Here is a 12,433-nt window from a genome sequence, read left to right on the forward strand (position 1 = left end):
TAGTCATGAACAAACTGCTGCTCTTGATCGCCGGCGTTGTCATGCCCCTGGGCGCGGCCGCGGGCAACGATTATCCGACGCTCGAGCGGGTCGAGTTCGTCCTCGGCTGTGCGCGCGACGCGGAGGGATCCCCGCGGGAGAACATCTACAAGTGCGTCTGCGTCATCGACGCCATCGCCGAGCAGTTGACCTACGATGAGTATGTAAAGGTCTCGACCGCGGCCAACGCGTTCAGCATTGGCGGCGAGCGCGGCGAGGTGATGCGGGCCTACGGGGACGGCAAGGAGATGGCGGGCCGCTATCGCACCGTCCAGGCTGAGGCGCGCAAGGGCTGCTTCATGCGCTGAGCGGCGGCACGCGGGCCGTTCAGCGGTTTTCTTCTCCCGCGCCACGAGGTGGATCGACATGTCCCTAGCCGCAGCGCAGCACAGGGCGCCAGGTCAGCCGAGGCGACCACGGCGGGAACGTCTGCCGGCGCGCATTTTCCGTCGCCTGGTGGTCCTCCTTCTGCTCGGGATGGCCGGCGTCGACCTTGCGCGTGGCCAGCCCGCCGATGTGCTGCCGGTGACTGAGGTCGCATCGGGGGTGTTCGTTCATCAGGGACGGCACGAAGAGAATTCGGTGGATAACGGCGGGGACATCGCCAACATCGGCTTCGTGATCGGCGAGCGCTGCGTGGCGGTCGTCGACAGCGGCGGCACCCCGGCCATCGGGCACGCGCTGCGCGCGGCGATCCGACAGCGTACCGGGCTGCCGGTGTGCTACGTGGTGAACACCCACATGCACCCGGATCACATTCTTGGCAACGCCGCCTTCGTCGAACCGGGGGGCGGCGTGCGTTTCGTCGGCAGCATTCGCCTGCCCGCCGCACTTGCGGCCCGAACCGCTGTCTACCAATCAGCCATGTCGCTGGCGACCGGGGAGCCCTGCGCGTGCACCGGCGGGGAAGGCTCGGAGGCGGCCGCGCTCGCGGCCCGACCGGTCCCTCCCGACCTGCTGGTGGACGGCGAGATGAGTCTGGATCTCGGCGGCCGGGTTCTGCGTTTGCGCAGCTGGCCCACCGCCCACACCGACAATGACCTGACCGTGTTCGACGAGGCGACCGCCACCCTGTGGCTCGGCGATCTCCTGTTCGAGGGACGGATTCCGGTGGTGGACGGCAGCGTGCGCGGTTGGCTCGCGGTGCTGGCCGAATTGCGCACGCTGCAGGCCGGCCACGCGATCCCCGGTCATGGCGCTGTCGATCTGCCGTGGCCGGCCGCAGTGGCGCCGATGGAAGGCTATCTCGGCGAACTGGCGACCGAGGTTCGCAGCGCGCTGCGTGCGCGCAAGAGCCTTGCCGAGACCGTGGACGCCGCCGACCCGGCACGGCTCACCGGCTGGAAGCTGGCCGAGGAGTATCACCGGCGCAACGTCACCGCGGCCTATGTCGAACTTGAGTGGGAGGATTAGCACATGGAGCGCAGACAATTCCTGCTCGGTAGCGCGGTCCTCGTTCCCGCCTGGGGATTCGGCCTCGCCCGCGCGGACGACAATCAGCCCACTCCGGAATGGGACCAGTTGCGGACACAGCTTTTCAGTGACCGCCCGATCGCCACCGAGGGACCCGCCGTGCCGACCCTCGAGGTGCCGGCGCGCGCCGCGGACGCGGCCACGGTACCACTCGCCATCCGCAGCCCCTTCGACCAGTCGGCCAGCCGCTACGTCAAGACCCTGTTTCTGGTGATCGACCGCAATCCCGGGCCGTTGGCGGCGATCTTCCGGTTCACGCCGGAGAGCGGGCGGGCCGAGCTGGAGACCCGGGTGCGGGTCGAGCAATACACCTTCGTGCGCGCCATTTCCGAACTCAACGACGGCTCCCTGCATCTGGCCAGCAGCTTCGTCAAGGCGGCCGGCGGCTGCTCGGCGCCGGCCGGTAAGGACCCCGCAGCGGCGGCGGCCAATCTCGGCCAGTTGCGCCTGCGCGCCGAGGCCGCACTCGAGGAAGGGCCGCGCCGGGCGCGCCTGATGATCCGCCACCCCAACACCTCGGGCCTGGCCATGGACCAGCTCACCCGCTTCTACGCCAAACCGCACTTCGTGCGCGAGCTGAACATCCTCTACCGCGGCCAGCCAGTGCTGCAGGCCGAGCTGACCTTCGCCATCAGCGAGAATCCCGACTTCAGCTTCCGTTTCCTCCCCGGCAGCGGTGGTGAGCTCGAGGCCAGGGTGGTCGATACCGAGAACCTGAGTTTTGTCAGCCGGGTCCAGGTCGGGGGGACGGCCGGGAGTTGAATCCGCCCGCAAGCCGGCCCGGGAGCCCGGACCGACGCGACTGGCACACACTCGCCCGGTCCGGATCTCCGGTGGCAGCAGGCAGTAGCCCGCCACCGCGCGGATCGAGGATGCTCGCCGGGGTTGAGGCGGCTCGGCGCATGGGAGCCGGGCCGACCGCGTCGCTTACTGGCCTTCCACCACCTTCTTCAGGTTCTCCAGCCCGGTCTTGTACACCCCGGTAATCGCGGCGATGGCGGCTTCGTCGTTCTTTTCCGGAGCCGGGTCGCCATTGGGGTCGCCGCGGTAGAAGGCGCCGCGCCATTCGACCGTGCTGGTGCCGCCGCTGCCCGCGCTCACGCTCAGGGTGGAGCTGTAGTTGGTCACCGGCAGCGGCCCCGGATCCTTCATCTTGTAGCTCAGGCGGCGCTCGTCGGCCGAGTATTTGGTGAGTTCCTCGATGATGGTGCCGCCGCCCTTGAGGTGGAGCGTGCGGATGGAACCCGGTTCGTTGCCCTTGGTGGTTTCGGAGGACTCCACCACCGGATGCCAGCTGTGCAGCGCGCTGAAATCACCGACACGCTTCCAAACCGCCTCCGGGCTGGCGGCGACAGTCATCGTCTCGGTGACCTTCTGGCGGGTGGGGCCATGGGCCCAGGTGGCGGTGGTGGCGCACAGCAGGGCGGCAAGGAGCAGTTTCTTGGACATCTGGGTCGGTCTCCGACATTGCAGTGGAAGAAGCCTGCCCGCCCCGGAGGGACGAGATGAGGGCGGGCAGGAAAAGCACAGGTGGCCGAACGCGGCCGCCTGCGGGGAAAGGGGGCGGGCATGGGCACCGGGCGGCCAGAACGGCGCGCTCGTCATGGCTGCACCGACCGGGCAGGCCCAGTGCTGCCGAGGAAGTCACCGAAGGCCCGCGGGTTGCGTCCGACCGCCACCCGACCCAGGGTCCGGCCGCCGGCCGCGTCATGGAGCACCACTTCGTCGTCCATCCAGCTCACGACCCACAGCCGTCCGCCGTCACCCGCGTCGGTGCGCTCGTAGGCGATGCCTTCGGGGTAGGCCGAGGTGGGCCAGGTGGCGGTCACCTGCAGACGGTCGAGGTCGAGCACCGACACGCTGTCGGCCTGTTGGTTGGTGACGAAGGCGCGCCGGCCGGCCGGGTCGAAGGCGACGCCGTAGGGCGCGTGGCCCACCGCCACGGTCGCCAACGACCGGCCGCTGGCGGGGTCGATCACGCTCACGTCATCGCCCTGCACGTTGAGCGCCAGCAGGTGGCGGCCCGAGGGGCTCAGGCCGAGGGCGAAGGGGTGGCGCCCGGCGGGCAGGGTGGCGGTCACGCGCAGCTGGCGAGCGTCGATCACGCTCAGGTTGTCGTCGTCGCGGTTGGCGACATAGACCGTGGCGCCATCGGCGGTCACCGCGATGCCCGCCGGTGCGCGGCCGACGGCGATGTCGGCGAGCGCCCGATGGTCCGCGGTGGCGAACACGCGCAGGCGGTTGCCGTACCAGTCGGCGACGTAGAGCCGGCCGCCATCGGGCGAGGTGGCGATGCCCACCGGGCTGCCGTCCATCGCAAGGCTGGCGACGGTCTTGCGCGCGGCGAGGTCGATCACGCTGACCGTTGCGCTGTCCGGGTTGCTGACGAAGGCCTTGCCGCTTGCGGTGCTGACCGCGATCCCCGCGGGCGAGCGTCCGGTCGGCAGCCGCGCCACCACTTTCAGGGTGGCGGCATCGATCACGCTGAGGTCGTGGGAGCCCTGGTTGGTGATATAGGCATACCGGGGCGGCTCGCTGCCGGGCGCGGCGCCCGCAGCGCCGGGTGTCGCGGTTGCGCATGCGAGCCCGAGCACGAAGGTGGCGGGCAGGCGGGCGATGCGGAATTTCCAGCGGGCGAAGAACATGCGCTTTTTTTCCGGGCTGCGGGTCGGTTTGCGGGCGAGGCCCCGCGCTGTGAGGCGGGCGTCTCCGGTACTCCGCATTCAGGATCCATGCCAGCACCCGATACGCGCCGTGCGGGGGCCTGCTAGCCGCCGGTGGTGACAGTCTGTTGCACGCGGTTCGGGTCCAGCCCTGACACTTTGTTGAGGCCCAGGCGGTGGTCGCTCCGCGGTCGCGGGTGCAGGCCGCGGTACAGGCGGCAAAGCCGACGTGGCATATGGCTTGCTGAAGGGAGTCCATGACCGCCACTCCTGCCCCCACCGGGACCGCCCCTTCCGGCCAGCCCTGGACCTGCCCCTTCTGTCCGCTGCTGTGCGACGGCTTCGCGCTCGATCCGGCGCGGCCGGCCCTCACCGACAGCCGTTGCCCGACCGCGGCGGCTGCCCTGGCCTGTTTCGGGGATCGTCCGGCGATCGCCGCGCCCCGGGTGGACGGGCAGGCCGTCGACCTCGAGGCCGCGCTCGACGCCGCCGCGCAGGTGCTCGCCGCCAGCCGCCAGCCGCTCTTTTCCGGTCTCGCCACCGACGTGGCCGGGGTACGTGCCCTGTACCGGCTGGCCAACGGCTGCGGCGCGATCCTCGACCATGCGCGCGGCGAGGCACTGATGCATTCCACCCGCGCGCTGCAGGACCGCGGCGTGTTCTACGCCACGCTGGCGGAGATCCGCAATCGCGCCGACCTGATGGTCTGCCTGGCTACCGACCCGGCCGAACACTATCCGGAATTCTTCCGCCGCTGTGCACCGGCGGCGGACAGCCCGGATCCGCGTCACGTGGTCTTCCTCGGTGCGCCGGCGGCAGCCGAAGCGCCCGGCCTGAGCGGCTGCACGACCGAGGAAATCCCCCTCGCCGGCGATCTGTTCGCCACCGTGGCGCTGCTCGCCGCGCGCCTGGCCGGACGCCCCGCCGGTGAGGTTCCGCCCGCGCTGGAGGCGCTGGTGGCGCGCATGCAGACGGCGCGCTACACCGTGATCGTGTGGGAGTCGGGGCGCCTGCCGGCGCACGGCGCCCTCATCGCCGAAGTCATCCAGCGCCTGGTGAATACCCTCAACCGCAGTACCCGCGCCGCCGCCTTCTGCTGCGGCGGCGGCGATGGCGGCTACACCGCCAACCAGGTGCTTACCTGGCTCTCGGGGCTGCCATTGCGCAGCGGCGTACACGCCCGCGGCCTGATCCACGAGCCCGAACGTTACGCCACCGAACGCCTGCTCGCCGACGGCGCGGTCGATGCGCTGCTGTGGGTGTCCAGTTTCGGCCCCGGGCTGGTCCCGCCGGCCACCGCGCTGCCGCGCGTGGTGCTCGGTCACCCCGAGCTTGCGGCGGTGCTGGAGCCAGGGGCGGAGCAGGGGGGTGCGACCACGGTGTTCATCCCGGTGTCGACTCCCGGCGTCGGTTCGGCCGGTCACCTGTTCCGCGCCGATGGCGGCGTGGTGGTCCCGCTCGCGCCGTTCTACGCCGATACCCTGCCGACCGTGGCGCAGGTCGCCGATGTGCTGGCGACCCGGCTTGCGCGGCTTGGCGCGGCCGCAGGAGGTGAGCAATGAGCACGCTACGTCTGCGCGGCGGGCGCATCGTCGATCCGGCCAACGGCGTCGACGGCGAGGTGCGCGACCTGTGCGTGCGCGACGGGCGCATCGTCGAGCTGCACGCGGCCGAGGAGGTGGACCACGAGTACGACGTCTCCGGCATGGTGGTGATGGCCGGCGGCATCGATCTGCATTCGCACATCGGCGGCGGCAAGGTGAACCTCGCCCGCATGCTGCTGCCCGAGGACCACCGCGCCAACCGGCGGTCGGACAATCCGCTCGAGCTCGCCTCCGCCGGCTGCTGCACCCCCGGCACGCTGGCCACCGGCTACCGCTATGCCGAGATGGGCTATACCGCCGCCTTCGAGCCGGCGATGGCGGTGTCCAATGCGCGCCACGCCCACTTCGAGATGGGCGACACGCCCATCCTCGACCACGGTGCCTACGTGATGCTGGGCAACGAGGAGGTGTTCCTGCGCATGCTCGCCGAGGGCCACGATTTCGAGCGCGTGCGCGACTATGTCGGCTGGGCGATCCACGCCACCCGCGCGATGGGGGTCAAGGTGGTGAACCCGGGCGGTATCTCGGCGTTCAAGTTCAACCAGCGCAAGCTCGACGTCGACCAGGATCACGTCCATTGGCGGATCACTCCGCGCCAGGTGGTGCAGACCCTGGCGCGCGCGGTGCACGAGCTGGGAGTGCCGCATCCGCTGCACATCCATGCCAGCAATCTGGGCGTGCCCGGCAACGTCGATTCGACCGTGGCCACCATGGACGCGCTGGAGGGGCTCCCCGGGCACCTCACCCACCTCCAGTTCCACAGCTACGGCACCGAAGGTTCGCGCAAGTTCTCGTCGGCCGCGCGCCGCCTGGCGGAGGAGGTGAACGCGCGCCCCAACGTCAGCATCGACGTCGGCCAGATCATCTTCGGGCAGACCGTCACCGCATCGGGCGACACCATGCGCCAGCACGCCAACGCCGACCTCGGCAGCCCGCGCAAGTGGATCGGCGCCGACATCGAGTGCGACGCCGGCTGCGGCGTGGTGCCCTTCCGCTACCGCGAGCAGAGCTACGTCAATGCGCTGCAGTGGGCGATCGGGCTCGAGCTTTTCCTGCTCGTCGACGACCCGTGGCGGGTGGTGCTCACCACCGATCACCCCAACGGCGGCCCCTTCACCAGCTACCCTCACCTGATCCGCCTGCTCATGGACAAATCCTTCCGCGACGAGCAACTCGCCAGGCTCCACCCCGAGGTGGCCGCCCACGCCGAGCTGCGCGAGATCCGCCGCGAACTCTCGCTGTACGAGATCGCGATCATGACCCGCGCCGCGCCGGCCCGCCTGCTCGGGCTCACCGACCGTGGCCAGCTCGGCGCGGGGGCGGCCGCCGACATCGCCGTGTATCGCGAGGACGCCGATCGCGAGGCCATGTTCACCACCCCCGAATACGTGTTCAAGGACGGCACCCTGGTCGCGCGCCGCGGGCGCATCGAGGCCACCCCCACGGGCGGCACCCACTTCGTCGAGCCCGAGTTCGATCGCGGCATCGAGCGCACGCTCGCGCGCTACAGCGACGAGCATCTGGCCTTCGCCTTTCGCCACGCCGCGATCGGCCGCGACGAGCTGTGTTCATGCGCCAACGGCGGCGCGCTGCTGCCGTGCCGGCTGCACGGTCGCGGAGGGCGGTCGGCATGAGCGCCGCAGTCGCAGCGAGCGGGGCGGACCCCATGGAGCGCAACGGGGTCCGCGTCGACGACACCTTCGCCGAAGCCTTTCCGATGAAGGCGACGCGGGTGCTGATCACCGCCCACAACGCCACCTGGGCGAACCATGCCGCGGTGGCGATGACCGGTTTCGCCACGTCGGTGATCGCCTGTGGTTGCGAGGCCGGCATCGAGCGCGTGCTGACGCCGGAGGAGACGCCGGATGGACGCCCGGGGGTGGCGGTGCTGCTGTTCGCGGTATCCGGCAAGGAGCTCGCCAAACAGGTGGAGCGCCGGGTCGGGCAATGCGTGCTGACCTGTCCGACCACCGCGATCTATGCCGGCCTGGCCGACGGCGAGGCGATCGCGCTGGGCAGGAATCTGCGCTTCTTCGGTGACGGCTGGCAGATCTCCAAGATGATCGACGGCGTGCGCTACTGGCGGGTGCCGGTGATGGACGGCGAGTTTGTCGCCGCGGAGACCACGCCGGTGGTGAAGGCGGTCGGTGGCGGCAACCTGATCTTTCTTGCCGACGACACCGACGCCGCGCTGGCCGCGGCGGAAGCCGCGGTGGCGGCGATGCGCGCCGTGCCCGGGGTGATCATGCCCTTCCCCGGCGGGGTGGTGCGTTCGGGCTCCAAGGTCGGCAGCAAGTACGCCGCGCTGATGGCCTCCACCAACGAGGCCTTTTGTCCGGCACTGACCCCGCTGGCGAGGAAGAGCGAACTGGGCGACACCATCGGCTGCGTCATGGAGATCGTCATCGACGGTCTGACCGAGGCCGACGTCGCCGATGCCATGCGCGCCGGCATCGCGGCCGCGGTGGCGCGCGGGGCGGGCACGGGATTGCGGCGCATCTCGGCCGGCAACTACGGCGGCAAGCTCGGGCCCTACCATTTCCACCTGCACCGCTTGCTGGGCGAGGAGGGCGCGCCATGAGCACCACCTTCCGCCTGCGCCTGCGCGCCCAGCCCACGCTGCGCCTGGAACTTGCCGGCATCACCCCGCTCGCCGCGGCCGCGCAGGGCGCCGCCGAACTCGCCCGGCGTCCGCTGTGGCACGGCAACGAGGCGCTGCCGCTGGGCGAGCTGTTCGATGTCGTGGCGAGTCCGGGTGAGATCCCGACCCTGGTGTTCGAAGGCGATCTGTCGCGCTGCGACGGTGTCGGGCGCGCCATGGACGGCGGCTGCCTGCGCGTCGACGGCGACGTCGGCGACTATCTCGGCGCCCAGCTCAGCAGCGGCGAGATTCACGTCACCGGCAGCGCCGGACTGCTGGCCGCGTGCGAGATGGCCGGCGGCCGCCTGGAAGTGGGTGGCGACGTCGGCGACCATGCCGCCACTGCGCTCCCCGGCGACATGGACGGCATGCGCGGTGGCCTGTTCATCGTGCGCGGCAATGCCGGCGCCCGGCTCGGCGATCGCATGCGGCGCGGCACCGTGCTGGTGTTCGGCAGCGCCGGGGACTTCCTCGCCTCGCGCATGGTGGCCGGCACCATCGCCGTGGCTGGCGACGTCGGCGCCCATTGCGCTTATGGCATGCGCCGTGGCAGTCTGGTGTTTGCCGGCACGCCGCCCGCACCCCCGCCCACCTTCGCCGCCACCGGCCACGACATCCGCGTGTTCTGGGCGCTGCTGGCGCGCAGCCTCGCCGTCCACGGTGGCCCCTTCGCCGAGCTTCCCGGCTGGCGTCCGCACCGCCTGGTCGGTGATCTGGCCGCCGACGGCAAGGGGGAGTGGCTGCTGCCGGGGTGAACGCCGGCGCACGGCCTCGCTTCCCGCTTCCCTTTCGACCTTTATTGTCTGGAGCCGTACCCGATGAGCAATTACACCTTTCACGCCGGCGAGGCCACGGTGCTGGCAGCCGACGGCCAGTTCACCGACGCCATGCCCGAAATCCTGATCGGCCGCACCGACGGCCCGGTGGGCCAGGCCTTCGCCAACATGATGGCGCAGAGCAAGGGTCACACCGCGATGTTCGCCATTCGCGCGTGCAACCAGCTGGTCCGCCCGGCCACGATGATGGTGCCCAAGGTCACCCTCAAGGACAGTGCCAATATCGACCTGTTCGGCGGCGTGGTGCAGTCGGCCACCGCCGACGCGGTGGTCGATTGCCTGATCGAGGGCATCATTCCGCGCGAGGAGGCCAACAACCTGTGCATCGTCAGCCTAGTGTGGATCGACCCGCGCTGCGCCACCCATGCCGAACTCGACAAGAAGGACATGTACCGTACCAACTACGAGGCCACCAAGCTGGCGATCCGCCGTGCGCTGGCCAACGAGCCCACGGTCGACGAGCTGATCGCCAACCGCCATCGCATCCGCCACGACATGGACGACTGGAGCTGAGGCCCGACCCGGCTGCGGTCGACCGCCATCCGCAGGAGCACACCATGGCCTGCTTCGCCCTTCTCGACGATTGCACCGCCACCGCGGCGGCACCCAGCAGCCGGCTGTACACCGGCTTTCTGCGCGAACACCGCTGCGCCGATCCGCAGGCGCTCGAAGCGGTGTGGGCCGCGGTCGAGGCCGACCTGCGCGCCGGCGGCCACGCCGTGCTGCTCGCCGACTACGAATGGGGTGCGCGCCTGCGCGGCGCCGGTGACGAGGGCCTCGCGCCCGCGGACGGCGGTGCGCTGCGCATCCTGATCTTCGCCGGGCTGGCCCGCCTGTCGGCGGACGAGGTCGCGGCCTGGCTCCAGGCGCAGGAGGCCGACCCGGGCAAGGACGGCACTGCGACCGCCGGCGACGGCGCCGCACATCCCGGTCCGGCCGGCATCCTCGCGCCGCGCCCGAGCGTGGACCAGGCCGAGTTCGAGACCGCGATCGCGCGCATCCTCGCCGCGATCGGCGACGGCGAGACCTACCAGGTCAACTACACCTACCGTCTCGATTTCCACGCCTTCGGCTCGCCGGTGGCGCTCTACCGCCGTCTGCGCGCGCGCCAGCCGGTGGCCTTCGGCGCCTTCATCGCGCTGCCGCCGGGGGAGGGGGCGAGCCACGTGCTGTCGTGTTCGCCGGAACTCTTCCTGCAGCATCGGGACGGGCGCCTGCTCGCGCGTCCGATGAAGGGCACCGCGTGTCGTGCCGGGGTGGCCGAGGGCGACAGCGAGATCGCCCGCCTGCTGGCCGCGGACACCAAGAACCGCGCCGAGAACCTGATGATCGTCGACCTGCTGCGCAACGACCTGGGGCAGATCGCCCGCGTCGGCAGCGTGCGGGTGCCGGCGCTGTTCTCGGTCGAGTCGTATTCCACCGTGTTCCAGATGACGTCCACGGTCGAAGCCGAGCTGCCGGCGGAGACCGGCTTTCCCGCCGTGCTGCGCGCGCTGTTCCCCTGCGGCTCGATCACCGGCGCGCCCAAGCACCACACCATGGAGCTCATCCGCGCGTTCGAGAGCACCCCGCGCGGGCTCTACACCGGCAGCATCGGCTGGATCGACGCTCCCGTCGGCGACCCCGCGCGCCTGGCGTGCGGCGACTTCTGCCTGTCGGTGACGATCCGCACCATTACCCTCGGCCCCGAGCGCCACGGACTGCGTGCGGGGCAGATGGGGGTCGGCGCGGGGATCGTCAGTGACAGCAAGGCGGCCGAGGAATTCGAGGAATGCGCGCTCAAGGCGCGTTTCCTCACCGCGCTCGACCCCGGCTTTACCCTCCTCGAGACGCTGTACGCCACCCGCACCGGCGGCATCCGCCACCTCGATCGCCACCTCGAGCGCCTGGCCGCGAGCGCCGCGGCGTTCGCGTTCGCCTGCCCGCTGACCGAGATCGAACATGCCCTGTGCGCCCAGGTCGCCGAGCTGCCGGCATGGGCGCCCGCCCGCCTGCGCCTGGCCCTGCATCACGACGGTCGCTTCGACCTGGTGGTGAGCCCGCTCGCGCCGATCACGGACGAACCGGTCGGGCTGCTCCTCGCCACCGAACCGGTCGACGGCGACGATCCCTTCGCCCGCCACAAGACCAGTCTGCGCACCCGCCACGACGCGGCGCTTGCGCTCGCCACCCGGCGCGGTGCCTTCGACGTGCTGTTCGTCAATCAGCGTGGCGAACTCACCGAAGGCGCGCGCAGCAACCTGTTCCTTCTCATCGATGGCGAATGGCGCACGCCGGCACTGAGCGCCGGCGTGCTGCCCGGGGTGATGCGCGCGGCCCTGCTGGCGGACCCGGCGTGGCGCGCGTGCGAGGCGACGCTGACTCCGGCGGATCTGCTGCGGGCTGAGCGCATCGTGGTGTGCAACGCGCTGCGTGGCCCGCTCGCCGCCCGCCTGCGGGTCCCGGCCGAGGCTGCCCTCGCCGCGCCGCCGGTCGTGCCGGTGCATCATGACTGAACGCAGCCTTGCCCTCTTCGACCTCGATCTGACCCTCATTCCATACGACAGTGGCATGGCCTGGCTGCGCTTTCTGGTCGAGCGCGGCGTGCTCGAGGCCGCCGCCGCCGACCACTACCTGGAATGCTGCCACCGGTACGTGCAGGGCGCGCTCGACGTGCGCACCCTGCACCGCGTCGCGATGGCCCCGCTGGCTGCTCACCCGCTCGCCAGGCTCGACGCGTGGCAGGCCGAATTCGCCACCCGGGTGGCCACCGAGATCCCCGCCGCCGCGCGTGCCCTGGTCGCCGGCCATCGCGATGCGGGCGCGCTGTGTGCGCTGGTCACCGCAACCAACGACTTCATCGCCGCACCCTTCGCCCACGCACTGGGATTCGAACACCTGCTGGCGAGCCGGGCACAGTGCCGCGACGGGCGCTACACCGGCGAGGTCGCCGGCGCCATGTGCCACGGCGCGGGCAAGCTGGCGCGGGTGGACGCGTGGCTGGACGGGCTGGGTCTGGTGTGGGGCGATTTCGCCCACACCGTGTTCTATTCCGATTCGGCCAGCGACCTGCCGCTGCTGGGGCGGGTCGCCGAGCCGGTCGCCGTGGGCCCCGATCCCGTCCTCCGGCGCGAGGCGCAGGCGCGCGGCTGGCGCATCATCGAGGCGCTCGCCGATGCGCGCTAGGCAGCGGACCCC

General features: G+C 71.0%; 12 protein-coding genes. 10 read left to right on the plus strand and 2 right to left on the minus strand.

Going from position 1 to position 12,433, the window contains the following annotated elements:
• Positions 1-5: 5 nt before the first annotated feature.
• Genes AC3A35_RS03255 through AC3A35_RS03265 form a run of 3 tightly spaced genes read left to right on the plus strand, consistent with a single transcriptional unit; the run spans position 6 to position 2,274 of the window.
• Complete coding sequence (locus AC3A35_RS03255) at positions 6-347, plus strand: hypothetical protein (protein ID WP_487434460.1); 342 nt, start codon at positions 6-8, stop codon at positions 345-347.
• Between the two features lie 58 nt (positions 348-405).
• A complete protein-coding gene (locus AC3A35_RS03260; protein WP_487434461.1) occupies positions 406-1,452 on the plus strand; it encodes a quinoprotein relay system zinc metallohydrolase 2 in 1,047 nt (348 codons plus the stop codon).
• A 3-nt stretch (positions 1,453-1,455) separates the two neighbouring features.
• Positions 1,456-2,274, plus strand: a complete 819-nt coding sequence (locus tag AC3A35_RS03265; RefSeq protein ID WP_487434462.1) for a quinoprotein dehydrogenase-associated SoxYZ-like carrier — start codon at positions 1,456-1,458, stop codon at positions 2,272-2,274.
• A 165-nt stretch (positions 2,275-2,439) separates the two neighbouring features.
• On the opposite strand, the gene AC3A35_RS03270 is transcribed toward AC3A35_RS03265, so the two are convergent.
• Together AC3A35_RS03270 and AC3A35_RS03275 are read right to left on the minus strand one after the other, a co-directional pair.
• Positions 2,440-2,961, minus strand: a complete 522-nt coding sequence (locus tag AC3A35_RS03270) for an SRPBCC family protein (protein ID WP_487434463.1) — start codon at positions 2,959-2,961, stop codon at positions 2,440-2,442.
• Positions 2,962-3,113: 152 nt separating this feature from the next.
• Complete coding sequence (locus AC3A35_RS03275) at positions 3,114-4,235, minus strand: YncE family protein (protein WP_487434464.1); 1,122 nt, start codon at positions 4,233-4,235, stop codon at positions 3,114-3,116.
• Between the two features lie 197 nt (positions 4,236-4,432).
• On the opposite strand from AC3A35_RS03275, the gene AC3A35_RS03280 reads away from it, so the two are divergent.
• From AC3A35_RS03280 to AC3A35_RS03310, 7 genes are all read left to right on the plus strand, one after another.
• A complete protein-coding gene (locus AC3A35_RS03280; protein WP_487434465.1) occupies positions 4,433-5,737 on the plus strand; it encodes a molybdopterin-binding domain-containing protein in 1,305 nt (434 codons plus the stop codon).
• On the plus strand, positions 5,734-7,413 hold the full coding sequence (locus AC3A35_RS03285) for a formylmethanofuran dehydrogenase subunit A (protein ID WP_487434466.1): 1,680 nt from the start codon (positions 5,734-5,736) through the stop codon (positions 7,411-7,413). Before AC3A35_RS03280 ends, AC3A35_RS03285 begins: the two co-directional genes overlap by 4 nt.
• Entirely contained in the window at positions 7,410-8,360 is a 951-nt protein-coding gene (gene fhcD, locus AC3A35_RS03290; protein ID WP_487434467.1) for a formylmethanofuran--tetrahydromethanopterin N-formyltransferase, read from the plus strand. The genes AC3A35_RS03285 and fhcD overlap by 4 nt, the downstream gene beginning before the upstream one ends.
• Positions 8,357-9,175: a formylmethanofuran dehydrogenase subunit C gene (locus tag AC3A35_RS03295; protein ID WP_487434468.1), complete on the plus strand. Its 819-nt coding sequence runs from the start codon at positions 8,357-8,359 to the stop codon at positions 9,173-9,175. The genes fhcD and AC3A35_RS03295 overlap by 4 nt, the downstream gene beginning before the upstream one ends.
• 63 nt (positions 9,176-9,238) lie before the next feature.
• Entirely contained in the window at positions 9,239-9,769 is a 531-nt protein-coding gene (fae, locus tag AC3A35_RS03300) for a formaldehyde-activating enzyme (protein ID WP_487434469.1), read from the plus strand.
• A 44-nt stretch (positions 9,770-9,813) separates the two neighbouring features.
• Positions 9,814-11,751: a chorismate-binding protein gene (locus AC3A35_RS03305; protein WP_487434470.1), complete on the plus strand. Its 1,938-nt coding sequence runs from the start codon at positions 9,814-9,816 to the stop codon at positions 11,749-11,751.
• A complete protein-coding gene (locus tag AC3A35_RS03310) occupies positions 11,744-12,421 on the plus strand; it encodes an HAD family hydrolase (protein ID WP_487434471.1) in 678 nt (225 codons plus the stop codon). The genes AC3A35_RS03305 and AC3A35_RS03310 overlap by 8 nt, the downstream gene beginning before the upstream one ends.
• Positions 12,422-12,433 lie beyond the last annotated feature (12 nt).

The organism is Azoarcus sp. Soil_N_20, assembly GCF_057656155.1.

Bases quoted from the DNA above. Each gene is read 5' to 3' on its own strand.
- AC3A35_RS03270 (WP_487434463.1), bottom strand. From the start codon at position 2,961: ATGTCCAAGAAACTGCTCCTTGCCGCCCTGCTGTGCGCCACCACCGCC.
- AC3A35_RS03260 (WP_487434461.1), top strand. From the start codon at position 406: ATGTCCCTAGCCGCAGCGCAGCACAGGGCGCCAGGTCAGCCGAGGCGA.
- AC3A35_RS03305 (WP_487434470.1), top strand. From the start codon at position 9,814: ATGGCCTGCTTCGCCCTTCTCGACGATTGCACCGCCACCGCGGCGGCA.
- AC3A35_RS03310 (WP_487434471.1), top strand. From the start codon at position 11,744: ATGACTGAACGCAGCCTTGCCCTCTTCGACCTCGATCTGACCCTCATT.
- AC3A35_RS03295 (WP_487434468.1), top strand. From the start codon at position 8,357: ATGAGCACCACCTTCCGCCTGCGCCTGCGCGCCCAGCCCACGCTGCGC.
- fhcD (WP_487434467.1), top strand. From the start codon at position 7,410: ATGAGCGCCGCAGTCGCAGCGAGCGGGGCGGACCCCATGGAGCGCAAC.
- AC3A35_RS03255 (WP_487434460.1), top strand. From the start codon at position 6: ATGAACAAACTGCTGCTCTTGATCGCCGGCGTTGTCATGCCCCTGGGC.
- AC3A35_RS03275 (WP_487434464.1), bottom strand. From the start codon at position 4,235: ATGCGGAGTACCGGAGACGCCCGCCTCACAGCGCGGGGCCTCGCCCGC.
- AC3A35_RS03280 (WP_487434465.1), top strand. From the start codon at position 4,433: ATGACCGCCACTCCTGCCCCCACCGGGACCGCCCCTTCCGGCCAGCCC.
- AC3A35_RS03265 (WP_487434462.1), top strand. From the start codon at position 1,456: ATGGAGCGCAGACAATTCCTGCTCGGTAGCGCGGTCCTCGTTCCCGCC.
- fae (WP_487434469.1), top strand. From the start codon at position 9,239: ATGAGCAATTACACCTTTCACGCCGGCGAGGCCACGGTGCTGGCAGCC.
- AC3A35_RS03285 (WP_487434466.1), top strand. From the start codon at position 5,734: ATGAGCACGCTACGTCTGCGCGGCGGGCGCATCGTCGATCCGGCCAAC.